General features: G+C 66.9%; 24 protein-coding genes. 14 read left to right on the forward strand and 10 right to left on the reverse strand.

The genetic code is table 11. The features are described from left to right. Window positions 1-128 precede the first annotated feature (128 nt). The 8 genes from ACFVTH_RS17345 to ACFVTH_RS17380 all read left to right on the forward strand — a co-directional run bounded on the left by ACFVTH_RS17345 (window position 129) and on the right by ACFVTH_RS17380 (window position 8,182). Window positions 129-1,028: a carbohydrate ABC transporter permease gene (locus tag ACFVTH_RS17345; protein ID WP_387093556.1), complete on the forward strand. Its 900-nt coding sequence runs from the start codon at window positions 129-131 to the stop codon at window positions 1,026-1,028. A gap of 26 nt (window positions 1,029-1,054) precedes the next feature. Continuing rightward, window positions 1,055-1,957 (forward strand): carbohydrate ABC transporter permease, encoded by a 903-nt coding sequence (locus ACFVTH_RS17350; protein ID WP_387093559.1) that lies wholly within the window; start codon window positions 1,055-1,057, stop codon window positions 1,955-1,957. Between the two features lie 44 nt (window positions 1,958-2,001). Further along, a complete protein-coding gene (locus tag ACFVTH_RS17355; protein ID WP_387093562.1) occupies window positions 2,002-3,300 on the forward strand; it encodes an ABC transporter substrate-binding protein in 1,299 nt (432 codons plus the stop codon). Window position 3,301: 1 nt separating this feature from the next. Continuing rightward, window positions 3,302-4,504 carry a mandelate racemase/muconate lactonizing enzyme family protein gene (locus tag ACFVTH_RS17360; protein WP_387093565.1) on the forward strand — a complete coding sequence of 401 codons (1,203 nt, stop codon included), beginning with the start codon at window positions 3,302-3,304 and terminating at the stop codon, window positions 4,502-4,504. Between the two features lie 90 nt (window positions 4,505-4,594). Beyond that, window positions 4,595-5,389, forward strand: a complete 795-nt coding sequence (locus ACFVTH_RS17365; protein WP_387093568.1) for an SDR family NAD(P)-dependent oxidoreductase — start codon at window positions 4,595-4,597, stop codon at window positions 5,387-5,389. A gap of 123 nt (window positions 5,390-5,512) precedes the next feature. Then, on the forward strand, window positions 5,513-6,457 hold the full coding sequence (locus tag ACFVTH_RS17370; RefSeq protein ID WP_387093570.1) for a CPBP family intramembrane glutamic endopeptidase: 945 nt from the start codon (window positions 5,513-5,515) through the stop codon (window positions 6,455-6,457). Between the two features lie 9 nt (window positions 6,458-6,466). Beyond that, window positions 6,467-7,405 (forward strand): CPBP family intramembrane glutamic endopeptidase, encoded by a 939-nt coding sequence (locus ACFVTH_RS17375; RefSeq protein ID WP_387093573.1) that lies wholly within the window; start codon window positions 6,467-6,469, stop codon window positions 7,403-7,405. A gap of 3 nt (window positions 7,406-7,408) precedes the next feature. Continuing rightward, window positions 7,409-8,182, forward strand: coding sequence for a CPBP family intramembrane glutamic endopeptidase (locus tag ACFVTH_RS17380; protein ID WP_387093576.1), 774 nt, complete (start codon window positions 7,409-7,411; stop codon window positions 8,180-8,182). Window positions 8,183-8,240: 58 nt separating this feature from the next. Here the strand turns inward: ACFVTH_RS17380 and ACFVTH_RS17385 are convergent, their stop codons facing one another. The 4 genes from ACFVTH_RS17385 to ACFVTH_RS17400 form a co-directional block, all read right to left on the reverse strand. Continuing rightward, entirely contained in the window at window positions 8,241-8,954 is a 714-nt protein-coding gene (locus tag ACFVTH_RS17385) for a TIGR00266 family protein (RefSeq protein WP_387093579.1), read from the reverse strand. A 532-nt stretch (window positions 8,955-9,486) separates the two neighbouring features. Continuing rightward, window positions 9,487-9,810: an L-rhamnose mutarotase gene (locus tag ACFVTH_RS17390; protein WP_387093582.1), complete on the reverse strand. Its 324-nt coding sequence runs from the start codon at window positions 9,808-9,810 to the stop codon at window positions 9,487-9,489. A 349-nt stretch (window positions 9,811-10,159) separates the two neighbouring features. Then, a complete protein-coding gene (locus ACFVTH_RS17395) occupies window positions 10,160-11,014 on the reverse strand; it encodes a fumarylacetoacetate hydrolase family protein (RefSeq protein ID WP_387093585.1) in 855 nt (284 codons plus the stop codon). After that, window positions 11,014-11,874 (reverse strand): amidohydrolase family protein, encoded by an 861-nt coding sequence (locus ACFVTH_RS17400; protein WP_387093588.1) that lies wholly within the window; start codon window positions 11,872-11,874, stop codon window positions 11,014-11,016. The genes ACFVTH_RS17395 and ACFVTH_RS17400 overlap by 1 nt, the downstream gene beginning before the upstream one ends. Before the next feature lie 77 nt (window positions 11,875-11,951). On the opposite strand from ACFVTH_RS17400, the gene ACFVTH_RS17405 reads away from it, so the two are divergent. Then, window positions 11,952-12,695, forward strand: coding sequence for a FadR/GntR family transcriptional regulator (locus tag ACFVTH_RS17405; RefSeq protein ID WP_387093591.1), 744 nt, complete (start codon window positions 11,952-11,954; stop codon window positions 12,693-12,695). Between the two features lie 4 nt (window positions 12,696-12,699). On the opposite strand, the gene ACFVTH_RS17410 is transcribed toward ACFVTH_RS17405, so the two are convergent. Next, window positions 12,700-13,635 (reverse strand): aldo/keto reductase, encoded by a 936-nt coding sequence (locus ACFVTH_RS17410; RefSeq protein ID WP_387093594.1) that lies wholly within the window; start codon window positions 13,633-13,635, stop codon window positions 12,700-12,702. Window positions 13,636-13,831: 196 nt separating this feature from the next. Between ACFVTH_RS17410 and ACFVTH_RS17415 the strand changes: the two genes are divergently transcribed. The 4 genes from ACFVTH_RS17415 to ACFVTH_RS17430 are packed head-to-tail and all read left to right on the forward strand — an operon-like array spanning window position 13,832 to window position 17,176. Beyond that, window positions 13,832-14,866, forward strand: coding sequence for a zinc-binding dehydrogenase (locus ACFVTH_RS17415; RefSeq protein WP_387093597.1), 1,035 nt, complete (start codon window positions 13,832-13,834; stop codon window positions 14,864-14,866). After that, window positions 14,863-15,621, forward strand: a complete 759-nt coding sequence (locus ACFVTH_RS17420) for an SDR family oxidoreductase (RefSeq protein WP_387093599.1) — start codon at window positions 14,863-14,865, stop codon at window positions 15,619-15,621. The genes ACFVTH_RS17415 and ACFVTH_RS17420 overlap by 4 nt, the downstream gene beginning before the upstream one ends. After that, window positions 15,618-16,229 carry a bifunctional 4-hydroxy-2-oxoglutarate aldolase/2-dehydro-3-deoxy-phosphogluconate aldolase gene (locus tag ACFVTH_RS17425; RefSeq protein ID WP_387093602.1) on the forward strand — a complete coding sequence of 204 codons (612 nt, stop codon included), beginning with the start codon at window positions 15,618-15,620 and terminating at the stop codon, window positions 16,227-16,229. The genes ACFVTH_RS17420 and ACFVTH_RS17425 overlap by 4 nt, the downstream gene beginning before the upstream one ends. Beyond that, window positions 16,226-17,176, forward strand: a complete 951-nt coding sequence (locus ACFVTH_RS17430; protein WP_387093605.1) for a sugar kinase — start codon at window positions 16,226-16,228, stop codon at window positions 17,174-17,176. The genes ACFVTH_RS17425 and ACFVTH_RS17430 overlap by 4 nt, the downstream gene beginning before the upstream one ends. Window positions 17,177-17,275: 99 nt before the next feature. Here ACFVTH_RS17430 and ACFVTH_RS17435 read toward each other — a convergent pair whose 3' ends face one another. After that, window positions 17,276-18,526, reverse strand: a complete 1,251-nt coding sequence (locus tag ACFVTH_RS17435; protein WP_387093608.1) for a hypothetical protein — start codon at window positions 18,524-18,526, stop codon at window positions 17,276-17,278. Between the two features lie 117 nt (window positions 18,527-18,643). Between ACFVTH_RS17435 and ACFVTH_RS17440 the strand changes: the two genes are divergently transcribed. Then, on the forward strand, window positions 18,644-20,305 hold the full coding sequence (locus ACFVTH_RS17440; RefSeq protein ID WP_387093611.1) for a sigma factor-like helix-turn-helix DNA-binding protein: 1,662 nt from the start codon (window positions 18,644-18,646) through the stop codon (window positions 20,303-20,305). 219 nt (window positions 20,306-20,524) lie between these two features. Here ACFVTH_RS17440 and ACFVTH_RS17445 read toward each other — a convergent pair whose 3' ends face one another. From ACFVTH_RS17445 to ACFVTH_RS17460, 4 genes are all read right to left on the reverse strand, one after another. Further along, window positions 20,525-21,859, reverse strand: a complete 1,335-nt coding sequence (locus ACFVTH_RS17445; protein ID WP_387093614.1) for an L-fuconate dehydratase — start codon at window positions 21,857-21,859, stop codon at window positions 20,525-20,527. 72 nt (window positions 21,860-21,931) lie between these two features. Then, window positions 21,932-22,663 (reverse strand): FadR/GntR family transcriptional regulator, encoded by a 732-nt coding sequence (locus ACFVTH_RS17450; protein ID WP_387093617.1) that lies wholly within the window; start codon window positions 22,661-22,663, stop codon window positions 21,932-21,934. 72 nt (window positions 22,664-22,735) lie between these two features. Then, window positions 22,736-23,728, reverse strand: a complete 993-nt coding sequence (locus ACFVTH_RS17455; protein WP_387093619.1) for an ABC transporter substrate-binding protein — start codon at window positions 23,726-23,728, stop codon at window positions 22,736-22,738. A 65-nt stretch (window positions 23,729-23,793) separates the two neighbouring features. After that, window positions 23,794-24,831 carry an ABC transporter permease gene (locus ACFVTH_RS17460; RefSeq protein ID WP_387093622.1) on the reverse strand — a complete coding sequence of 346 codons (1,038 nt, stop codon included), beginning with the start codon at window positions 24,829-24,831 and terminating at the stop codon, window positions 23,794-23,796. Window positions 24,832-24,950: the final 119 nt, after the last annotated feature.

A 24,950-nucleotide genomic window follows, 5' to 3' on the forward strand; every position in this document is an offset into this window, starting at 1 on the left:
GCCGCGCTGATGCGCGACCACTTCATTGTGCCACGAGTTGACAAGTTTCGCATTTCGTATATCGTGTCTTCTGTTCAACCGATGCGACCCGCTGGCTGGACAGGAATGCACAGTCGAGGAGGACTCCAGTGGCAGTGACCCAGGCGATGGCCGCTCCCCCGCGCCGTTCGCAACGCAGCTTCTTCCCGCTGCTGCTCATCGCCCCGGCAGCCTCGCTGTTGATCGCGGTGCTGATCTACCCGCTGGTCGCCGCATTGATCGACGCGTTCTTCGAGAGCAGCCTGCTCTACCCGGAGAAGACCTTCGTCGGTTTCGAGAACATCGTCGAGGCACTGACCATCGAGTTCGGCCCGTTGCTCGTGACAACCCTGACCTTCGCGGTGCCTGCGACGCTCGCGCCGTTTCTCATCGGTCTCGTCGCCGCGCTGGGCCTCAACCAGCGGATGCGTGGCCGCGCGGCCCTCCGTAGCGTGCTGTTGTTTCCCTGGGTGCTCCCGGGAGTCGTGGTCAGTTTCCTGTGGCTCTGGATCTTCGACGCGAACTACGGCGTGCTCAACGGGCTGCTCCGAACCGCGGGGCTCATCGATGAGAACATCGGCTGGCTGCAATCGGGCCCCGGTGCGATGACGGCAATCATCGTTGCGAGAACCTGGGCCACCTTCCCGTGGATGATGGTGATGCTGCTCGCAGCGCTCCAGTCGTTCCCGAACGACGTCTACGAGGCGGCCCGCATGGACGGCGCGAACTCATGGCAGCGTTTCTGGAACGTCACCGTCCCCGGCCTCATCCCGGTGGCCTCGGTGGTGGTGCTGCTCGAGTTCATCTGGAATTTCCAGCAGTTCGATCTTCCCTACGTGCTCACGCAGGGCGGGCCGGCGGGTGCCACCACGACCTTCTCGCTCGCGGTCTACGAGACTGCCTTCAAGGGTTTCGATCTGGGTATGGCCGGCGCCTTGGGCGTCCTCTGGATGCTCGTACTGCTGCCCGCAGTGCTCTTGTACCTGCGTGGAATGGAGCGCGAAAAGTGATCACCCGCACCCGACCGACCGCAACTGTGACCGAATCGATCGTCACGGCCGCCGGACCCGATCGCAAGGTCGCGCCGCGCCGTCGCCGCAACGGGCCGACCGGTGAGACGCGCCCGGTGGCCTGGGGCCGGCGGCTGTCGCTCATCGCGATCGCAGTATTCGGACTTGCTCCGATCTACTGGATGGTGCTGACCAGCCTCCGCAGCGGGGCGGAGGTCTTCGAGTTCCCGCCCAAGCTCCTGCCGACCAGCCTCGATTTCAGTGCGTACGTCCGTGTGTTCAGCGACGGCCAGATTCTCCACTACCTCGGCAACAGCGTGCTCGTGGCCTCCGTCACCGCCGTCGGCAGCGTCTTCATCGGCATGTACTGCGCCTACTCTTTCTCCAAGTTCCGCTACCGGGGCCGGCGCTCCGTGATGTTCCTGCTCCTCGTGTCGCAGCTGTTCCCGCAGATCCTGCTGCTCATCACGATCTACGGCATCTTCAGCATGATGGGCCTGCTTGACACGTATCTCGCGCTCGTCATCTCGTTCACGACCTTCACCCTGCCGCTCTGCGTCTGGATGATGAAGGGCATCTTCGACAACATCCCCGACGAGATCCTCGAGGCCGCGAAGGTCGACGGTGCAGGACAGGGCGTGATCATCCACAGAATCCTCATGCCGCTGATCGCACCGGGCATGATCGCGGCGGGCCTGTTCGCCTTCATCCGCGGATGGAACGACTTCGTCTACGCCCTCACCCTGTCGGGGGAGGCGACACGCACGCTCCCCCCAGGGCTCGTCAACACCTACCTGAGCGAATTCAGCGAACGGTGGCCAGAACTCATGGCCGCATCGCTCGTCGCCTCGCTGCCGGTCATCGTCATCTTCCTCGCCCTGCAGCGATACTTCGTCGCCGGACTGAGTTCCGGCGCCGTCAAGGGCTGACCGCCCACCCCCAACCGAGTCACCCACACAGTAAGGAATGCATCATGTCCGCATCTCAGCGTCGAGCCGGCACGGCACGCAGGCCAGCGCTCGCGACCGTCGGAATCGCCATCGCGGCCGCGCTTGCCCTCAGCGCGTGCTCCGGTGGCGGGTCCGCAACCGAGCCCGAGTCCCCGAACGAATTCGAGGACTTCACCTTCACGAGCTGGAACTACGGCGAAGACGCGCAGAAGGCGCTCATCGACCAGGAGGTTGCCGGGTTCACCGATGAGCACGGCATCGAGGCCGAGCTCGTCTCCTTCCCCTTCGCGGAGTACAAGAACCAGCTGATCCTCCGCTCACGCGACGGATCGACGACCGGGGCGGCGCAGCTTGACATCGCCGACATCCAGACCCTCACGCAGCTCGGCGTGCTCGCCGACCTCACCGAGTACGCCGATGGCATCGACTACACGGAGGCCGCGTTGGAGAACGGCCAGGTCGACGGCAAGCAGTACGGCCTGCCCTGGTACACCGGGTCCATCGGCCTCATCCAGAACCAGCAGCTGCTCGAGCAGGCCGGTGTCACCGGGACCCCCGAGACCGTCGAGGAGTTCGAGGCGGCGCTCAAGGCCGTCAAGGGGCTCGGGGGCGACATCGTGCCCTACGCCCTCGCGACCAAGCCCGAGGCGATCAAGGATTTCATCCCCTGGTTCCGTACCTTCGGTTCGGAGATCGTCGACGGCGACGAGATCGCCATCAACGACGAGGGTGCCGTCGAAGCGCTCGAGTGGATCACCTCGCTCAACGAGCAGGGCCTCATCTCGCTCGGCCTCGGACGCCCCGAGGCCCGCACGCTCTACACCCAGGGCAAGACCGCGTTCTTCGACGATGCGAACCAGATTCGGGGCACGATCACCGCGCAAGCCACGGACCCCACGCTGATCGACCACACTGTGCCGGTGCGACGGCCGGTGGTGAACGCGGACGACGAGCCGCAGTCACTCGCCTGGGGCGGGCTCATCGTCGTCTTCAAGAAGGGGCCCACCGCGACCGCGGCCGAGTTCGCGAAGTACATGACCTCCACGCCCGAGGTCGGCATCAACCGGTACAAGGAGGTCGGATCCGTGCCCACTACCGAGACCGCACTCGCGGATGAATCGTTCACGTCCGACACGTATGCGTCGACCTGGCAGGAGCAGATCACCGACACGGCTTCGCCGAACCCGCTCTGGCAATTCCCGAATTACGCTCAAATGGAGGCGAAGCTCGCGGAGGAGATCCAAGCCGCACTCACCGGTCAGAAGTCGGCCCAAGAGGCGCTCGATACCGCCCAGGCGGAGATGCAGAAGCTGGCCGACTAACATGAGCATCCTCGATCTCCCTCCGGCGCACCCTGTCGGAACCCACGCACCGCTGCGCATCAGCTCGGTCGAAGCCATCCCGGTGATCGCCCCGTTCTCGCGGCTGTACCCCGACGGCGACGTACCCGGCTGGTTGCTGCAACCTGCGGCGAGCCATCGCACGCTTCAGCGAAAGGGCCAGTACTCCACCCTCGTCCGCTTGCGAACCGAGGATGGGCTGGAGGGAATCGGGGAATGCTATGGTCTGCCGGCACCGAAGGTAACCGCGCAGATCGTGCGCGACATCATCGAGCCGCTGCTCGTCGGCGAGGATGCGCACGCCATCGACCGGCTGTGGTCGAAGGTGTTCTCATCGATGAGCGGCGGCGGTCAGCTCCGAGGGTACTTCCTCGAGGCGATGAGCGGCGTGGACATCGCGCTCTGGGACCTCAAGGGCAAGGCACTTGGCCTACCGATCCACCGGCTGCTTGGGGGTCCTCACCGCGAACGCATCGACGTGTACGCGAGCCCCGTTCCGATGCTCGACGACCCGGCCGAATCGGCCGACTACGCCCAGTCTCTCGTCGACGGCGGGTTCGAGGCAATCAAGCTCAAGCTCGGCCGCGGGGCGGCCACCGATCTCGCACACGCGACCGCAGTGCGGGAGGCCATCGGCCTCGAACGTCGACTCCTCGTCGACCTCAACTGCGCGTACACCTCCGATCGGGCCGTCGATGTCGTCCGGCGGCTCGTTGAGCTCGGCATCACCTGGATTGAAGAGCCGTGCGCCGTCGACGACGTCGATGGATACCGTCGGATTCGCGAACTGCTCCCGGTCTCCCTCGTCAACGGGGAGACGCTCTTCACACGCTGGGACCTCCGGCCGTTCCTCGTGGGCGGGGCGATCGATGTCGTCATGCCCAACCTCGCCCGGGCAGGCGGCATCACCGAGTCTCGCAAGCTCGCCGCCCTGTGCGAAACCTTCCATGTTGACATCGCCCCGCACGGCGTCGGTTCGGCCGTCGGTCTCGCAGCGGCGCTGCATTTGTCTGCGGCGATTCCGAACTTCCGAATCTACGAGTACAACCGTCTTCCGAACCCGCTGCGAGACGAACTGACGCTAGAGCCGTTCTCCTTCAAAGCGAGTACCCTCGCAGTACCCATGGCTCCCGGTCTCGGCATTGAGCTGGACTGGGCGCTCGTCGAGACGCTACGCGCCGACTGAGCTCGGGTCGGGACGGTGTGCGCCCTTCCCCCTCCCCCAGGCACCCGTCCCGGCCCGATTCCATCACCCACCAAGTGGCGAGAGACGACGATGACCAATTCCGACCGCATCACCGCGATCGTCGGCGCCGGCGGCGCGATCGGCGAGGCGATCGCCAGACGCCTCAGCGACGATCGGCGACTCGCCCTTCTCGACCGCGACGCGGCGCGCCTCTCCACCGTGGCGCATCGCTTCCCCGCCGACACGCTGCGGCTTGCCGTCGACGCGGCAGACCCCGCGGCCGTCGATGACGCGTTCGCCTCGATTCGTGGCGGCGGCGGCCTCGAGGCACTCGTCGTCGCCGTCGGTACGACTTCAGGCGGATCCATCCACCAGCTCAGCACTGACGACTGGGATACGACGATCGAATCCAACTTGACGACGGTGTTCCACACCCTTCGCGCAGCGGTTGCCACAATGCTCGAAGGACGTGGCGGCGGGCCGGTCTGTGTGATTGGATCTGTGCACGCCGACGCACCGCAACCGGGATTTCCGGCCTATGCCGCCGCGAAGGCCGGCGTCGCTGCGCTGGTCCGTCAGGTCGCGGCGGAGTACGGTCACGCAGGTATCCGAGTCAACCTCGTGACACCTGGGTGGACGAGCACGCCACACACCCGTGGTCGGCTGGACCGCCGCGATGGGGAGCATCTCATCGATGCGACGCCCCTCCGGCAACTGGTGGAGGCATCCGATCTCGCCGATGCTGTGGCCTGGCTCCTCTCCGAGTCATCGCGGCGGGTCACCGGCGCCGAAATCGTCGTGGACGCTGGGGCACACTTGCTTGGCGGTGCCACGGTTCTCCGGACGGACTACCGCACCCGGTTGGGCTTGCCTCCCGAAGTCTGAAGCCTGAAGTCGACGATGGATGCCGTCGGCCGTCGAACGCAGATCTCGCCGCGTTCGGAGGTCCACAGCGAATGCGACTCCCAGTAGCTTAGAGATACGCAAAACTGCCTGGGGAGGAGCACGATGTCCGTACGAAGCACGCCGTTCGTCCAAGACGCCGCGACCGGGAGGCGGGTGACGCCCTGGTGGCTCGCCTACCTGTTGGTGTTCCTCGTGCTCATCATCGGCGTGCAGGCGGGGGTGCTCGCCGTGTTCTCGATGTCGTGGCCCGTCGCGCACGGCTCACCCGAGGCGCAGCTGCAGGAGATGATCTCGTTCGCCGCGGCGGGACTCGCACTGATCGTCTGGGTCGTGCTGTTCGAGCGCCGACGGGTGAAGACCCTCGGGTTCCGGCGTCCCGGCCGAGGTGTACTGACGATGCTCGCCGGCTTCGCCGCCGGCGTCGTCCTCCTGTCGATCCCCGCCCTCTTCCTCTGGGCGATCGGCGCCTACGAGCAGGTGCCGCCGCCCGCCGACGCGAGCTCGGGGTGGAACGCGCTCCCCCTGCTCGTGCTGCTCGCACTCACCTTCGTGGTGCAGGGCGGCACCGAAGAGCTCCTCACGCGGGGGTTCCTCCTCCAAACCGGGGGCCTCAAGCTCCCCGGCTGGCTGGCGGTCCTCCTCCCCGCACTGCTGTTCACCCTCATCCACGGCGTGCTCGTGCACCCGCTGCCCTTCGCGATGATCTTCCTCTACGCCCTCTTCGCATCGTTCATCGTGCTGCGCCAGGGCGCGCTCTGGATCGCGATCGGCATCCACGCCGGCTGGAACTTCGCGATGGGCAACCTCTACGGCATCCCGGTCAGCGGACTCCCGCCGCTCGCGACGTCGGCCGTCTACCTGCAGCCGGCGCCCGGCGCGCCCGACTGGCTGACCGGCGGCGACTTCGGCACCGAGGCGAGCGTGCCGGCCGTCGTCGTGCTCGCGATCGCCACGACGATCGCCTTCCTCGTCTACCGCAGGTGGGACGTGCGTCGCAGTGCGACGCTGCCCACCACCCCCACCGTCCCCGCCGTCGACGCCGTCTGAGGAGGCCCCATGTCGATCCGCACGACTCCGTACGTCCAGGACGCCGCGACCGGAAAGCGGGTCACCCGCTGGTGGCTCTCCTATCCCCTCGTGTTCATCGTGATGGTGTTCGTCGTCCAGTTCGGCCTCATGGGCGTGTTCGAACTCACCCTGCACCCCGAACCCGGTTCGCCCGAGGCGCAGTGGCTCGAGATCCCCGCCAACCTGATCCCCTCACTCCTCATGATCCTCTGGGTCGTGCTCTACGAACGCCGGCACATCAAGACCCTCGGCTTCCGCCGCCCCGGCCGCGGCGTCCTCCTCCTCCTGCTCGGCATCCCGATCGGTGCGCTCATCATCTCCGTGCCGATCCTCTTCCTCTGGGCGACCGGCAGCTACCGGCTCGTCGACCCGCCCGCCGGGGCGATCAGCGGCGGGACCGCGGTGCTGCTCGTGCTCGCGCTCGTGCTCGCCCACGTCGTGCAGGGCGGCAACGAGGAGATCCTGATCCGCGGCTTCCTGATGCAGAATTCCGGTCTCCAGATGCCCGGATGGCTCGCCGTCGTGCTGCCCGCGCTGCTCTTCACGCTCATGCACGGCGTGCTCACCAAGCCGCTCGGCTTCACGACGATCATGGCCTACGCGGTCTTCGCCGCCTTCATCGTGCTGTGGCAGAACTCGCTGTGGCTCATCATCGGCATCCACGGCGGCTGGAACTGGGCCGAGGGCAACGTCTGGGGCGTGCAGGTCGACGGCATCAACGTGCAGACCACCGGCCTCATCTTCCTCGAACCCGTCGAAGGCGCACCCGTCTGGGTCACCGGCGGCGGCTTCGGCCCCGAGGGCAGCGTCGTCGGCGCCGTCGCGCTGCTCCTCTTCGCAAGCATCGCCTACCTGCTCTACCGCCGCAGCTCCCGCCGCGCGCAGAGCGAGGCCGGGCTCACCGCACCCCGCGTCGAACAGGTCTGACGCATGGACATCGCGCTGATCTTCATCGGGATCGGCTTCGGCGTCTTCGCCGTCGTCTGGTACCGACGCCACGACCGCCCCGTCTGGCGCAGCCTCGGCATCACCGCGAACCGCTGGAGCGCCCTCGACGTCCTCGTCGGCCTGGTGATCCCGCTCGTCGTGATCGGCCTCGTCTTCGTCGTCGAGCTCGCACTCGGCGCGATCGAGGTCTCCCCCGGCGCCGAGGACTGGTCGGGACTCGGCGGCGCACTCGGCCAGATCATCGGCTACGCGCTCTTCGAAGAGGTCCTGTTCCGTGTACTCCTGCTCAGCGGCCTCGTGATCCTCTTCCGCAACCTCGCCGCCGGCCGCTGGATCGCGGTCGCGATCGTCGCCGCCGCGTTCGGCGCGGTCCACCTCACGAACCCGAACGCCACACTCATCGGCGCGTTCGGCACCGCGCTCGGCGGCGTGATCTACGGCATCGCCTTCCTCGCGACCCGGGCGATCTGGCTGCCCGTCGCACTGCACGTCTCGTGGAATCTCAGCCAGGCGCTCTGGGGCTTCCCGGTGAGCGGCACCACCGGATGGCCCGGATGGGTCGCCTCGACGTCGGTCGGCGACGAACTCCTCAACGGCGGGGCGTACGGCCCCGAAGGCGGGCTCCCCGGAATGCTCGCCCGCGTCGTGATCGCCGCGCTCGTGCTCGTCTACGTCAAGCTGCTCTGGCCGAAGGGCAGCATCGCCCGGCTCGAGTTCGCCCCCGACCCGGTGAAGCGCCCCGCGCACGTCGCGTGATCAGTCGCACCCACGTGAGGGGCGGAACGGTCGACGCGCTGAGCGGGTCGCGAGCCCGTCAGGAGCTGCTGGAGTTCGACGAGCGGTCGGGCAGGTAGGGCTCGATCGCTGCGGCGAGCTTCGCCGGCGTCATCGACTGCAGCCAGATGCGGCCGGGTCCGTGGATCTCCGCGAGGAAGAGCGAGTCGCCGAAGAACTTGTTCTTGATGCCCTTGACCGAGGTGAACTCGAGGTTCATGCCGGCTTCGAACATCGCCAGATGGCCCGGGTGGATGAGCAGCGACCGGCCTGCCGGCAGCTCGTACTCCGTGATCTCCCCCGCGAGCTGCACCCAGGCGGTCCCGTTGCCGCTCAGCTTCTGGAAGACCACGCCCGCGCCGCCGAAGATGCCGGCGCCCAGCTTCTTCTGCAGCCCCACCGACACCTCGACGCCGGCCGTGCTCGCGGAGTAGGAGCCCTGCTGCACCATGAACGAGTCGGCCGCGTCGATGTCGAGCTGACGGATCGTGCCCGGCAGTTGCGCGGCGAATGCGAGCAGGCCGCCCTGTGCGGGGGCGGTGTACTCGGTCAGGAACAGCTGGGCGCCACCGAGCACCCGCTTGAGGCCGTTCATGAATCCGCCACCGCCGCCGGTGCCGTGCACGGTCGAGGTGTCGAGCGCGAATCCGGGTGACATCCACGCCACGTCGCCGCCCTCGGCGACGACCCGCTCACCCCCATCGAGGTGCAGTTCGAGGATCGGCATGGTCGTTCCGGTGATCGTCGACTTCATGCGATCCACGCTAACGGCCGGGCTCGCGCCCCGGCTGTAGCGACATCCCGACTGGGCTCGTGCCGCGCAATGTCGACATCTCGCTGCTGGGGATGACCTCGCCCGAATCGTGCTTGCTCTCTCACGCACACCAAACCTTGAGTGTGCCCGCGCCCGTCGGTCCGAGGATGACAGGCTCGGCGCGCCCGGGTCGACTAGGGACCAGAGCTCATCCTTCTTCGAGCGCAGCGAGCCCGTGTTCGTTCACGCAGACGGGCGCGCCTGCCCGGTGGGAGGCCTGCGCCGCGAGTGCCCGCAGTCGCGGCGCGCCCGACATCCAAGGCAAGCGAGGTCGTCTCGGCAGAGTCGTACTGCATCGTCCCGAGGCTAGCCCGCGACCGAGAACGCCGTGCAGAAGCCGGTAGCGGGCGTTCGGTGACTCGATCGCGTTCGTCGTACTCCAGTCCGCGACGGCGAACACGGCCGAACCGAAATAGCCTTTCAAGCACGCATGGCCACCTTCCCACGCTGAACCGGACGACAGAGCTCCGGGTCAGTCCAAGTGGAAGATTTCAGGTATTTCCATCCACCATTCGCCGGAGGTGCGTTCGGGGAACGGTCGCTGCAGCGGGTCGCACACAGACCACCACTCCTGGGTGGCCGGGTCGGCGGCGATGGCAGCCATATCTGCCTCGAAGTCGTCGCCGACGTATTCCATGTAGGCGAACAGCACCTCGCCGTGTCGGAAGATCGAGTAGTTACGGATGTTGCTGAGCGTCAATCGCTCAAGCACCGCCGGCCACACCGCTAGGTGGAGGCGCTCATACTCCTCCCGATTCTCGGGTGGCATACCGATCACCGAGGCGAGCCGCTTCACCTGCGCACTCCGGGTAGGCGAACACGCAGATGAGTCATCCCGCGATCGAGGTCGAAGGCGAGCCCGGTCGTCAAGCTCGACAACTGACTCGGGGGGTGCACAATCGCAGAAACGATGTCGGCCGGCTCAACCACGCGGTCGGTGGCCTGGCGCGAGAGGAGCGGGACACGCTCGGCCTCGGCACGGGCGAACTTCAGCTGCATCTTGTCGACGAATGGCGTCCTCACCGTAGCCGGCCTCGCGGTTGCCCTCGCCGATGCAGCCGGTCGCGATGTCTCAGCGGTCGCGAGTCCGACAGCGGTGACTCCCCCGATTACGACTGCAATGAGGCCGGCGGAATCACCGCTGCTCATGCCTGCACCATCCGCTGGGTTGCACGACCGAGGCCATCGATCTCGAGCTCGACGGTGTCACCGGCGCGCAAGTACGGCCTGCCAGGTATCCCGAGCGCGACGCCTGCAGGAGTCCCGGTGTTGATGACGTCGCCCGGGTTCAGCACCATGTACTGGCTGAGATGCCAGACGATATGTGCGACTGAGAAAAGCATGTTCGACGTCGAGCCGTTCTGCCGCAGCTCGCCGTTCACCCAGAGCCGAAGTCCGAGCTGCTGCGGATCGTCGACGTACTCGGCCGGAACGAGGTCGGGTCCGAACGGGTTGAAGGTCTCGCAGCTCTTGCCCTTGTCCCATTGGCCGCCGCGCTCCAGCTGAAACTCGCGCTCCGACAGGTCGTGCGAAACCGCGTACCCCGCCACGTGGGCGAGGGCTTCATCGGGTGACGCGAGGTATCGGGCGACCTTCCCGATCACGACGCCGAGCTCCACCTCCCAGTCGGTCTTCGTGGAGCCGCGTGGGATGAACACGTCGTCGAAGGGGCCCACCATGGTCGACGGGTCCTTCATGAACACGACGGGCTCGGGTGGCGCGACCGCCCCAGTCTCCTCGGCGTGGTCACGATAGTTGAGTCCGATGCAGACGATCTTGCCGGGGCGTGCGATCGGGGGGCCGACGCGCTGACCATCGCCGGCGAACTCGGGGAGATTACCGAGCACCTCGCGCACCCGGTTGATGCCGCACCCCTCGAAGAAAGCCCTGTCGAAATCGTCGGCGACTCCACGCGCGTCGAGCACGCGACTACCGGAGCGGACGACAGGCACCTCGTTACCCGGCACCCCCATCCGTGCGAGTGTGAACCGTTCCGTCATCACTTGATCTCCGCTTCTGGAAGTGAGTAGAAGGAGCGAGCGGTGCCCGCGAGGATGCGGTCGCGGTCGGCCGCACCGAGGCCGCCGAGCAAATCACCGATTCCCGCCCAGATGCGCGAGTACCCGCCTGCGATGAGCGACACTGGCCAGTCGCCGCCGTACATCAGCCGGTCGGGGCCAAAGACCTCGAGGGCATGGTCGAAGACCGGCCGGATGGACTCGAGGGTCCAGGCTGCGGGATCACCCGTCGCTGCGTACAGCCCCGAGACTTTGGCACGAACGCGCGGATTGGCGGCGACCTGCGTCATGAGGGACGCCCATGGCTCGTGGTCGGCATGCCCGATCGGCGGCTTGTTGAGGTGGTCGATGACGATGTCGAGATCAGGATGCCGCTCCGAGATCGCGAGCACGGCCTCGAGGTGCTCGGGCAGCACGCCGACGACATCGAAGGGGACTCCCGCCCGCTCGACGAGGCCAAGCCCTTCGTCGACGTCTCGGCGCTGCAGCCACCGCGGGTCGGGCCGGTCGTGGATGAGGTTGCGCACCCCGCAGAACAGTGGGCGCTGCGCCAACTCGGCCAACCGCGCGGCCGCTCGCTCGGGCTCGTGCAGCGGGATGTAGCCGACGATGCCGAGCACGATGGGCTGCGTCTCCGCGACCTTGAACATGTGCTCGGTGTCGTCGTCGTTGTCGGCCGACTGCACGAGCACGGTGCCGGTGACACCGGTGGATGCGAATTCGGGTGCGATGTCGTGCATTTCGAAGTTGCGGTAGAGAATCCCATCGTCGGGGCTCAGCCACGAATACTCGGCACGTCCTAGGTCCCAGACATGCTGGTGGGCGTCGATGATGTCGCTCATGGGTACTCCTCCGCACTGTCGGGGATAGATCTGATGAATGGTCGGGATTGGGAAGGCTGCTCACCTAGGCTGTCGCCATGAGCACCGAGTCCGACGCAAGCGCGCCCGCCCGATCTCGATCGAATGTCGTGATCGATGGCATCCGGCAGATGATCATGAGCGGCGAGCTGGTCGCCGGATCGCGACTGCCGATCGAGCGGGAGCTCGGCGAGCGACTTGGCGTCTCGCGTGGCCCGCTTCGTGAGGGGGTCCGCGCGCTCGTCATCCTCGGGGTTCTCGAGACCCGCCAGGGCGACGGCACCTATGTGACCTCGCTCGAGCCGAGCCAGCTTTTCGAGCCGCTCGGCATCCTCGCGGAATTGCAGACCGCCGAGAACAGCCTGCACCTGCTCGGCGTCCGGCGTGCGCTCGAACCCGAAGCCGCTGCTCGAGCCGCGCTGCTGATCTCCAACGACGATCTCGCCGAGGCGCGGCGTATCCTCGACCAGGGCGAGGAACTGCTCACCGATGCCGACATCGACCTCGAGGCGACGATCGATCTCGACACCGCGTTTCACCGGCTCATCGCGAACGCAAGCGGGAATCCGGCCTTCGCCGCGATCATCGAAGCACTCGTCAGCCGCACCGCACGTGCCCGCCTGTGGCGAGCGATCCATGAGCGTGGAGCGGTGCAGAACACTCAGCACGAGCACCGCCTGATCCTCGACGCGCTCACGTCGCACGATCCCGAGCGAGCGCGTATCCGAATGGCGGTCCATGTCCTCGGTGTCGAAGAGTTCACGGCGAGCCATCTCTCCGAGGTGGGATCCGTCGACGATTGAGACCTCACGCATCGCGTACCAGACCGCGGTCGGCGAGCACCTTCCAGAGCTCCTCCGGGATCCGCACCGCATGGCGCTCGACTGAGCTCACGACCTGCTCTGCCGTACGCATACCGACGACGACCGAGACGACGCCGGGATGCCGCAGGGGGTAGGCGATCGCGGCCTCCGGGAGCGTTACGCCGAATTCCTCGCAGAGGTCGGCGATGGCGTTCGCCCTGGCGATCAGTGCCTCTGGAGCAGATCCATAGTCGTAGTGAGAGTCGACCGTTGGACGGGGGCGCGAGAGCAGGCCGGAGTTGTACACCGCGGCGGCGACGATGTCGACGCCGCGGTCGACGGCCAGTGGCAGGAGATCGTCGAGCGCACCGTGCTCGAGGAGGGTGTGGCGGCCTGCCAGCATGATCACGTCGATGTCGTGCCTGCGCACGAACTCGGCAGGCATCGCCGACTGGTTCATCCCGGCACCGACGGCATCGACGACGCCTTCGTCACGGAGTTCGATCAGCGCCGGGATCGCCTCGGCATGCGCCTGCGGGCCATGGTCGTCGGGGTCGTGGAGGTACGCGATGTCGATACGATCGAGGCCGAGCCGCTCGAGACTCTCGTCGATCGACCGACGAATACCATCGCGGCTGAGGTCCCACTCGCGTCGTGTGGTTGCGGGCACGATGAAGTCATCATCGATCGTTCCCTCGGGATAGCCACTTGGGACGAGGAGGCGCCCGACTTTCGTCGAGAGCACGAAGTCATCCCGGGCGCGGCCGGCGAGCGCCGCACCGAGGCGTCGTTCAGAGAGGCCGAGCCCGTAATGCGGGGCGGTGTCGAAATAGCGGATGCCGACATCCCAGGCCGCATCGACGGCGGCGTGCGCCTGCTCGTCGGTCGTCTCCAGGAACAGGTTGCCCAACTGGGCCGCCCCGAAGCCCATTTCGGTCATGGACAGGCCCGAGCGCAGTCTTCGGCTCAGCATCGAGTACCTCCAGTAGAAGAGCGGTATTCCAAGCAAAGGTTAGATGATTAAGCGCAATGTTGCTACGATGCTGCAATTATCCGGTGCTTGCGGCCTGATTGATCATCTGAATTTCAGAAATTGGGGCCGCTTCGACATCTCTACATCTCGATCTGGAGGCGCAATGCTGACCGCCACGTACACGGGCGACTCGACCATCACGATCGCCGAGGCGGAGCCGGCGCCGCCTCGGCCCGGCGAGGTGCAGCTACGCGTTGCGTACGTGGGACTGTGCGGCACCGACCTGCACATCCTGCACGGCAGCATGGACGCCCGCGTCGAGACCCCGCTCGTGTTTGGCCACGAGATGAGCGGCACGATCGCAGCGATTGGCGAAGGCGTCGAGGGGTGGGGCGTCGGCGACGCCGTCACCATCATGCCGCTGGCCTGGGACGGCACCTGCCCGGCCTGCCTGGCCGGCAACTCCCACATCTGCCAGAACCTCGACTTCATCGGCATCGACTCCCCCGGCGCGTTGCAGGCCCTCTGGAACGTGCCGGCGAACACGCTCGTCCCCCTCCCCCCCGAGGTCGCGCTCGATGCCGCAGCCCTGGTCGAGCCCGTCGCCGTGGCCGTGCACGACGTGCGCCGCTCCGAGCTCGTCGCGGGCGAGAAGGCGGTCGTCATCGGCGGCGGACCCATCGGCGTGCTCATCGCCACCGTGGCCCGCGCGTTCGGTGCCGAGGTCGCCGTGATCGAACTCGACCCCCGGCGGCGAGCACAGATCGCGACCCTCGGGTTCGACACGATCGACCCGCGCGAGGTCGACCAAGGCGCCTGGGTCGAGGAGTGGACCGAGGGTGCGGGCGCCGACGTGGTCTTCGAGGTCTCCGGAGCGGCTGCCGCCGTCCTCGGCGCCACCTCGCTCGCGAAAGTGCGAGGCACCATCGTCATCGTGGCCATCCACCCGACTCCCCGCGAGATCGACCTGCAGCGCGTTTTCTGGCGGGAACTCCGGATCTTGGGTGCGCGTGTGTACCAGCGCAGCGACTTCCAACGCGCAGTCGAGCTGATCGCCGACGGCACGATCCCTTCAGAGCTGCTCATCACCGCGATCGTCCCGCTCACGGAGACTCGGGCCGCTTTCGACGAGCTCGAGGGCGGCCGGGCGATGAAGGTGCTCGTCGACGTTCAGGCCGGGCAGGAGGCGAGCGCATGAGCATCAGCTTCGACCTCACCGGCATGACGGCGGTCGTGACGGGCGCGAAGCGCGGCATCGGCTTCGCCATGGCTGAGGGGCTAGCCTCGGCGGGTGCCGACATCATCGGGGTGAGCGCCACGATCGAGCAGGCCGGCAGCACCATCGCCGCCGCAGTCGAGGCGCGCGGTCGTTCGTTCGAGGCCCGTGCCGTCGACTTCGCCGACCGCGCGGCCGTCATCGCCCTCGGGGACGAGCTGCGAGAGCGGCACATCGACATCCTCGTGAACAACGCGGGCACGATCGAGCGTGCACCTGCGGCGGAGCATCCACTCGAATCGTGGGATCGCGTCGTCGAGGTGAATCTCTCGAGCCAGTTCGTACTGACCCAGGCCGTCGCCGGCGGGATGCTCGACCGCGGTCACGGCAGGATCATCTTCACCGCGAGCCTGTTGAGCTTTCAGGGCGGCATCAATGTTCCGGGCTACGCGGCGGCGAAGTCGGGCATCGCCGGTCTCGTGAAGGCACTCTCGAACGAGTGGACGTCACGCGGGGTAACAGTGAATGGGATCGCTCCCGGCTACATCTCCACCGACAACACCGAAGCGCTGCGCGCCGATCCGCATCGCTCGCAGGCGATCCTCGACCGCATCCCGGCCGGCCGCTGGGGCGATGCCGACGACATCGCCGGCGCGACGGTGTTCCTCGCCTCCCCGGCAGCCGAGTACGTCTCGGGCGTCATCCTGCCCGTCGACGGCGGATGGCTCGGACGATGATCCTCGACCGCGAGCGCTTCGTCCCTGTGATCGTGCTCGACGACCCGGGGCACGCGGTGCCCCTCGCCGAGGCACTCGTGCGCGGCGGCATCGGCTGCGCCGAAATCACGCTCCGCACCGATGCCGGGCTCGCCGCCATCGCCGCCGCGAGTGCAATCCCCGATTTCATCGTCGGTGCCGGAACCGTGCTCACCCCCGACGACGTCGACCTCGTCGTCGACTCCGGGGCGCGCTTCGTGGTGAGCCCCGGCTTCGCCGAGGATGTCGTCGAGCGAGCGAGGGCGATCGGGGTCGAGGTCGTTCCGGGCGTCGCGACCGCCTCTGAGGTGCAGCGGGCGCTGCGGCTGGGCCTCTCTCGACTCAAACTCTTCCCTGCCGGCCCCCTCGGCGGCATCGCGGCCCTGAATGCGCTTGCGGGTCCCTTTCCCGACGTTCGTTTCCTCCCGAGTGGTGGGGTGACGGCCGACAACGCCGGCGAGTATTTGGCCTCTCCGTCGGTGTTCGCCGTCAGCGGCAGTTGGATGGCGACTCGCGCCATGATCGCGGCCGGCGACTTCAAGGCCATCGAGCGGTTGAGCCGCGCGTGCGTCGAGCTCGAGGCGACATGACCTCCGGGGTGCTGACAATCGGCGAGGGACTCGGTGTGCTGCGCACCCGCGGCATCGGCAGCCTCGCTCTCGATCATGAGCTCGTAGTCGGCACCGGCGGCGCCGAAGGCAACGTCGCGATCGGTCTCGCTCGGCTCGGGGTCCCCGTCACGTGGCTGGGCCGCGTCGGCGACGACGGTATGGGGGCGCGTGTCGCACGTGAGTTGCGCGCGGAGGGGGTGAGCGTCCTGAGCCCCATCGATCCAGGAGCGCCGACGGGCTTGCTAATCAAAGAGACCCTGTCAGCCGGACGTTCGGTCGTCACCTACCACCGCTCTGGGAGCGCGGGCAGCCGACTCTCCCCCGACGATCTTGGCTCCGTCGACTTCCACGCTTTCTCCCTCCTCCATGTGACGGGCATCACCCCGGCGCTCTCTGCTTCGGCGCGCGCATGCATAGACATCGCGATCGACCGCGCCCGCGAGGCAGGTGTCGCAGTGTCGTTCGACGTCAACTACCGTTCCCGCCTCTGGTCGGCCGATGCGGCCGTCGACGTTTACCTTGATATCGCGCGGCGCAGCGACATTGTGTTCGCGGGCGCCGACGAGGCCGCCCTCCTTTGCCGTCTGCCCGAAGACGATTTGGCCGGACTCGCTTCGGGGATCGCTGCACTCGGACCAGCCGAGGTCGTGCTCAAGCTCGGCGACAGCGGAGCCCTCGCCCTGCTCGGCGGTCGCATGTCGACGCGCGCGGCGATCCCGGTCGCCGTCGTCGATACCGTCGGAGCAGGTGACGCCTTCGTCGCCGGCTATCTTGCCGAAAGGCTGCGCGGGGCACCGGTCGAGGATCGACTCGACCTGGGCGTGAGCACAGGGGCGGCGGCATGCACGCATCCCGGTGACTGGGAGGGGTTCCCGACTCGACGCGACCTCGATCGGAACGCCGGATCGGACCCAGTCAGTCGCTGACCGGTCGAGCCTTCGATCACCGCAGGTAACGACACCGCAGCCCGTCGCGCAGGAATACTCCGGTGGAGCGCGACCCTCCGGCCGCGCTCCACCGGACGATCAGTTGGCGTCCGGCGCGACCAGCGCGGGGAGCTGCGCATCGAAGCGGGTGATGAGCTCCGCGCTGGCGAGCTTGTCACCCTGATTGGGAGCCGAGTCCACCACCATCACCGCCCAGCCGGCCGACCGGAAGCGCTGGTCGGGGGTGCCATGGTGGCCAGAAGAGTCGAACCTGCAGTCGCCGACGTTGTAGAACGACAGTTGGTCGCCAAGGGTGCGCTGGGCGTTGAGTGCTTCGCCGCGGGCATGGACCATGAAGTAGGTGGCGAGTGCGTCCGCCATCAGTTCGGTGCGGCGTGTGCCTTCGGCGCTGGCCTGCGACGGGTCGATCAGGCCGTGCATGAATTGCACCTGGTGGCCGTATTCGTGGGCGAGGATCGCCCGCGGCGCGACCTTCGTATCAATACCGATGGCGTCGAATCCCTGCATGACGCCGTCACCCATGACAATGCGCTTGCCGATCCCGGCGAACGCACCTTCCTCTCCCGTCGCGTCGACGGCGAAGGCGTTGAACGAGAAGATCGGGTGGGCACCGCCCTGGTAGGCCGGCAGCAGATCCATCAGCTCTTTGATGGCCGTCCCGGCCTTCAGAGCGTCATCGTCGCTGAGCGTGAAAGCGACCTTCAGGATCCGCGACAAGCGCTCAATACTCGAGAAGACGTCCGCACCGTGCATTGGAATGAGTTGGATCTTCGACCCGTCGATGTCCCAGAAGCTGCGCAGATCCTTCATCTGCGAATTCAGAAGGCCGGTGTACTCGCCTTCGGCACCGAACTCGTTGAGCTTCGATTCGCTGCCGAACAGGAGGGCGTCGTAGGTGGGAAGTGGCCCGATCGGGGTCAAGACGTAGACGAGGCGTTCGAGGTCGTTCCAGTCCGAGGTTGCGGCCCTGGACCATTCACCGAGCGGTGTACTCGCGCACTCGTAGTCTTCAGGATTGATCGCCTGGCCGACGATCTCGGACCACACCGTGTGATCCAAGCCGAGTTGAGTGTCGAGCATTTCCAGCCGTTGGTCGGCGTCAGCAGGGAGTGCCGCGGTGACGGCGCGAACTTGGGCCTTCACGTGGTCGGGTGCGTCGACGCCGTCCAGCGCCCGTCCCATGCGCTCCTGGTACGTCTCGGCAGACCGCTCGACGCCAAAGGCCACGGTTACTGGTGCGGGCGCGGCGTGGGCCGTAAGCGGCGCGCCGACGAGTGCAGCTGTGATCAAAGCTGCGCCTGCGGTCAGGGTTACGACGCGTTTCGTCATTGGAACTCCTTCGGATGTATTACCCAGCGGGAACCAGGTACGCGGGTGGGTCGATGCCCATGGAAGCCCATGGGAGGGCTGCATGGCAGGTACACCGAGTGCACATATTCTTGGTGAATGAGCGGCAATACGACATCTCCCGCAATCGCTGAAGCGTGCCAGACCGCGCTCAGCTTGGCGCTACGAGACCAAGCCGCCGACGCGTATGACCTCCTCGAGGCGGTGGCGGAACGCGACGCCCTTACCGATGCCGACCTGCGAGACATCTCGGACGCCGGCTTTCTCGCCGGCCGGTGGACCGGATGGTTTGCTCGGGGCGTTACGCTCCTGCGCCGACTTCTCGTCGGGGTGGATTCGCCCGCCACGCGCGGCTGGATCGTAATTCGCATGTCTCTCCTGAGCCGCGACGATGAGAGCCGCGCACTCCGCGACACCGCACTCGGGGAGTTCACCGTTGCCGGGGACGACGCCGGTCAGGCGATGTCTGTCCTCGCCCTGGCCTTCCCCATGCACGATCTACTGCCGAGCGCGGCGTTCCGGCTCGGCCTCGTCGAAGCGGCCCACCAGGTGGGTGTGCAACTGGGAGACCCGGTGACCGTTGCTCGGGCACTCACCGTGCGTGCCGCCCTGCTCACCTACACGGGAGAGATCGAGGAAGCCGACACCACCTACCGCCGCGTGATCGAGTCGTTCCATTTCGGTCCCCCGATGCTCGGCGCTGAGGTCGCCCTCGCGGCGCTGAACCAGTGTCTGGCGTTCCTCTCGCTGGGGCGCGTGCGAGAGATTGACGACGTTCTGACCAGGACATCCCACGTGATCGACGGCCCACGCACGCGTAACTGGCGCGCCCTCATCCGCGGCAACGCCCTGGTACTTGCCGGGCAGCATCGCCGGGCACTCCGCGCGCTTCCCCCGATTACTGAGCCGAGCGAAGAGGTCGCCGCCTACCTCGAGGTCGTACGGACGCTGGCAAAGGTGGAGGTCGATCGCACCCCACCGGGCGACGATCTAACACAGGTGGCCGAGTTCCTCGAGTCACGCAGCATGCAACTCGGGAGCCTCGCTCGAGCGGCCCAGGCAACGCTGAGGGCTGTGCGGGGGGAGCCGCGCCCGCACCGCGACCTTGCGCCGGCACTTCACCGACTTATTCCCAGCAGACCACGCTTCGGATGGGACCGAGCCGCCCTGTCCCTCGCTGAACTCGCGCCTGCGGAGGAGGCCCACGAGGCGCTCGCCCCGCTCTGGGACTTCTGGCCCGCGGGACCAGTTCCGGCCGTTCATCGTTCGATGGTCGAAGCGCTGCTGGGCCTCCGCGCACCCTACTCCTCCTTTCTCGAGGCGGCCGATGCGCTCGAAGCCGCCGGGCTCCTCCCTGGCGCCTCGCGGGCGATGGTCCACGCCTCGCGAGCTGCTCCATCTGGTGCCGAGTCCCTGCGCGCACACCGTCGAGCGCTCGACCTGCTGTCGCGTACCGATGCCGAACGCAGCATCGCGGGCCTTATCCGCGCCCGACGACTGCGCCGCGAGCCCGGTGCCCCGACGATCCCCGACAGCCAGCGCCACGTCATGAACCCCGGCTTGACCCCGCGCGAACGAGAGGTCGTCGAGCTCGCCGCCGCGGGGATGACCGGTCCCGAGATCGCCACCCGCCTCAGCATCAGCCCAGGCACGGTCCGCAACCATCTCCAGCGGGCGCGCGACAAACTCGGGGGCATCTCGAAGCGCGATCTCGGACGGCTTCACGGCGGAGATGCCCGTGCGGGGGTCAAGGGCCCCTGATCCGTGCCGTCGATGAGTCCGACCTCGCGCACCCGGTGCAGTTGCGACGAGCCTTATCCGGCTCGACCTATGCCTCCCGCCTTCGCGAGCTCGCCGTCCTCACGTTCAGCCACATCCACGCGGGAACCAGTCGGAAGCGCACTCAGCACACGCGTAGTCCGGTTCCGGACCGACCGCACCCACTCTCCTCGAACTGGGTAGAATCCGGCCCATGCCGGATCACGCTGCGGAGTGGGTGGAGGTTGCGTCGGCGTGGGCTGTCCGCCAGTAGTCCCCGTTCGGGTAGATGTACTCGGCGACCGACGCGGGGTGCATCTCGGCGGAGTAGCCTGGCAGACTGGGAATCCGATAGTTGCCGTCTTCGACGATGCAGGGATCGGTGAAGTGCTCGTGGAGGTGGTCGACAAACTCAGTGACCCGGTCCTCGAGGGTGCCGGACACCGCGACGTAGTCGAAGATCGAGAGGTGCTGGACGAGTTCGCAGAGGCCCACGCCGCCGGCGTGCGGACAGACGGGTACGTCGAACTTCTTGGCCATCAAGTAGACCGCGAGGATCTCGTTCACGCTCGCGAGACGGGCCGAGTCGAGCTGGCAGTAATCGATGGCGCCGGCTTGGAACATCTGCTTGAAGAGCACACGATTCATGCCGTGCTCACCGGTGGCCACCCCGATCGGGGCGACCGCCCGGCGCACGGCGGCGTGGCCGAGCACGTCGTCGGGGCTGGTGGGCTCCTCGATCCACAGCGGCTTGAATTCGGCGAGCCGATTCACCCATTCGATCGCCTGAGGGACATCCCATACCTGATTCGCGTCGATCATGAGCGCGACGTCCCATCCGATCACCTCGCGGGCGATCCGGAGCCGCCGGACGTCTTCCTCGATGTCGGCTCCGACCTTCAGCTTCACGTGCCGGTATCCGGCATCAACCGCCTCTCGCAGGAGCCTCCGGAGCTTGTCGTCGGAGTAGCCCAGCCATCCCGCGCTCGTGGTGTAGCACGGGTAGCCACCGCGACGTTCGAGCTCCGCGATACGCTCGGCACGGGTCGGCGCCGCGTCGGCGAGGATCGCCACGGCCTCTTCTCGGGTCAGCGCATCTGACAGGTACCGCAAGTCGGCGGCATCGACGAGTTCCTCCGGCGTCATCTCTGCGAGAAGTCGCCACAGCGGCTTCCCCGCCCGGCGCGCCGCGAGATCCCAGACGGCATTCATCACCGCCGCCATCGCGAGATGCACGACCCCCTTCTCCGGTCCCAGCCACCGCAACTGCGAATCCGCCGCGAGGCGGCGGTACGTCGCCCCCAGATCTCCGACCACCTCCGCAACATCGCACCCGATGAGCGGCAACGCTCGCTGCCGCGCCGCTTCCACGCAGAGGTCGTTGCCTCTGCCGATGGTGAATGTGAATCCGAACCCGGACAGCCCGGGCTCGTCGGTCACCAGCTCCACGTACGCGGCTGAATAGTCGCCGTCCTTGTTCATCGCGTCGCTGCCGTCGGCGCTCAACGAGGTCGGAAACCGCACATCTGATACGCGGACATCGGTGATCGTGGTCATGTGCTGCTGCCTTCTTCGTTGTCGAGGGTGGACGGGAGTTCCGGTCCGTGCGGATTCACCTGCATGAGGACTTCAGTTCTCGGATCGCGGCGGTGGAGTCGAGTCGAGGAACGATTCGACAGCGAGCAGGTGCGCTGCCATGCGGATTCGTGCCGCGTCGGGGTCGCCTGCCCGGATGGCGTCGAGGATCTCCCGATGTTCGCGCAGTGTGTTCGCGTCCGCTGCCTCATCGGAGATCGCGCGCCACAGGCGTCCCCGAACCGTCCTGCTCGAGAGCGCGGAGATGAGTGCAGCAAGGATGTCATTCCCGGATGCTCGACCGATCACCGCGTGGAAGGCGATGTCGTGCTCCATCACGACTTCGTGGTCGATGATGTCGGCCTCGATCGCAACCTCACTGCGGTCAAGGATGCGGGCCGCCTCTTCCAGCTGCTCTTCATCGATCAGCACGGCCGCACGCCCCGCGGCATCTGTCTCGAGCACGCGGCGCACCGAGTGCACTTGCTGGGCTCCCGAGGAGCGTTGGAGGTCGACGAGCAGTTCCACGGGAGCGAGAAGGAGTTCTGCATCGAGGTCGGTCACGAAGGTGCCGGAGCCCTGGCGTGTTTCGAGGACTCCCATGCTCGAGAGCGCACGGACACCTTCGCGCAGCGACCCTCGTGAGACGCCAAGTTGCTCGGCGAGTTTGGGTTCGATGGGCAGACGGTCACCGGGATGGAGCTCGCCGTCGCTGATCATGCGGCGGATACTCGCGACGACGATGCCGGAATGTGATGTGCTGGTGGACGTTACCAAAGGGTTCACGCTCCATCTCGGGGTTCAGCGGGGATGATCCGCCTGGCGGGCCGCCCAGGATGCGCCCGCCAGGCGCGGTTCTTACTCGTAGAGGACGGCCTGGATCTCCGGGTCGTCGATATTGGTCGTGTCGTACCAGTAGAACCCGGTGTCGATGGTCTTCGGCAATTCCTTGCCGTCGATCGCCTCGACCGCGGCCTTCACGGTCTCGTAGCCGATGCCGATCGGATCCTGTGTGACGGCACCCAGCATGTAGCCATCGCGGATTGCGTCCATCTGGACCTTGCCGGAGTCGAAGCCGACGACGACGAACTCAGCGGGGTCGATGCCGAGCTCCTTGACGGCCTGCACGACGCCGATCGCCGAGCCCTCGTTTGCGCCGTAGATGCCCTTGAGGTCGGGGTGCGCAGCGATAATCGCCTTCGCGAGGTCGGCCGACTTGGCCTGGTCGCCGCCGCCGTATTGGATGTCGACGATCTCGATGTTCGGCTCGTTCTCCTCGATGTAGTCGACGAAGCCGTCGCGACGCTGCTGGCCGGTGAGGGAAGTCTGGTCGTGCACGACGAGCGCGAGCTTCCCCTCGTGGCCGATCGCGTCCGCCATGTGCTTGGCCACCTCGGCCGCGGCAGCGAGGTTGTCGGTCGCGGCCGTCGTGATGGGGATGTCGCTCTCGACACCGGAGTCGAACGCGATGACCGGAATGTTCGAGTCCTTCGCCTGCTGCAGCAGCGGGCCCGCGGCCTGGCTGTCGAGTGCGGCGAAGCCGACCGCAGCCGGGTTCTTGTCGAGCGCGGTCTGCAGCATCTGGATCTGCTGGTCGACATCCGATTCGGTGTCGGGGCCCTCGAACGTGATCTCGACGTCGAACTCCTCGGCCGCCTGCTCGGCGCCCGTCTTCACGGCCTGCCAGAACTGGTGCTGGAAGCCCTTCGAGACGAGGGCGACGTACGGCTTCTCGCCGCTGCCGCCGCTGTCGCCGGATCCCGAGTCGCCTCCGTCGCTCGCGCAACCCGCGAGGAGAAGTGCGGCGACGGCGAGACCTGCTGCGAAGCCGATCGAGCGTTTCGTGTACATGGATACTCCTTTGTCTCTCATGAGGGAATTGTGTGTAGTGCAATGGGTTGGGGCGTTACGACGTCTCAGTCGCGCCGGCGCCGGAGCATGTCGAGGTAGACGGCGACGAGGATGACGATGCCGACGGCGACGGACTGCCACTCCTGCGGGACCGAGGTGATGCGGAGGCCGTTCGTGAGCACGGCCATGATCAGGGCGCCGATGACGGTGCCGACGATCGAGCCCTTGCCGCCCTGGAGCGAGGTGCCGCCGATCACGACCGCGGCGATCGCCTCGAGCTCGAGGCCCATGCCGCCCGTCGGCTGCGCCGACGAGAGCCGCGAGGCGCTCAGCACGCCCGCGAGGCCCACGAACAGGCCGGCGAGCGTGTAGATCGTGATCTTCCATCGGCGGACGTTCACGCCGGAGAGCGCGGTGGCCGCCTCGTTCGAGCCGATCGAGAAGGTGTAGCGGCCGAGGATCGTCTTCGAGAGCAGCACGGCGGCGACGATGATCATGACGATGAAGATCGCGACCCCGAGCGGGAACCGCATGCCGGGGATGATCGAGAGGTTCATGATCGACTGGAAGTCGGGCGTCTCGGTGAAGTAGATCGGCTTCGTGCCCGAGATCACGAGCGAGAGGCCGGCCGCGATGAGCATCATGCCGAGCGTGGCGATGAACGGCGGGATGCCGAGCACCGAGATGTTCACGCCGTTGATGAGGCCGATGAGTGCGCCGAAGAGGATCGTCGCGGTCACGCCGAGCCACAGCGGCCAGCCGAGGTAGGTGAGGAAGACGCCCGCCATGACCCCGCAGAGCACCATGCCGGTGCCGATGGAGAGGTCGATGCCGCCCGTGATGATGACGAAGGTGGTGCCGAGCGCGAGGATGCCGGTGACAGTGGCGGCCGTCAGGATCGACACGAGATTGCCCGTAGTGAAGAAGTGGGGGCTCGCGAACGAGAAATACGCGACGATCAGAATGAGGCTCGCGGCTGCGAGCATCTGCTGCAGGGAGCCGCGCAGCCACGCCATGCGAGGCTTGCCCGCGTCGATCGCGGCGTACGCGCTGGTCGAGACGGTCTCATTCGTGGGGGTTCGAGTAGTGGTGGTCGGGCTCATACGATCGTTCCTTCGGCGCTGAAGCGGGTTGCGTAGTCCATGAGGTTCTCCTGGGTGGCCTCGGCGTTGTCGAGCACGGCGGTGAGCCGCCCCTCGGCCATGACGGCGATGCGATCGGA

The organism is Agromyces sp. NPDC058104, assembly GCF_042884835.1.
GTDB lineage: Bacteria > Actinomycetota > Actinomycetes > Actinomycetales > Microbacteriaceae > Agromyces.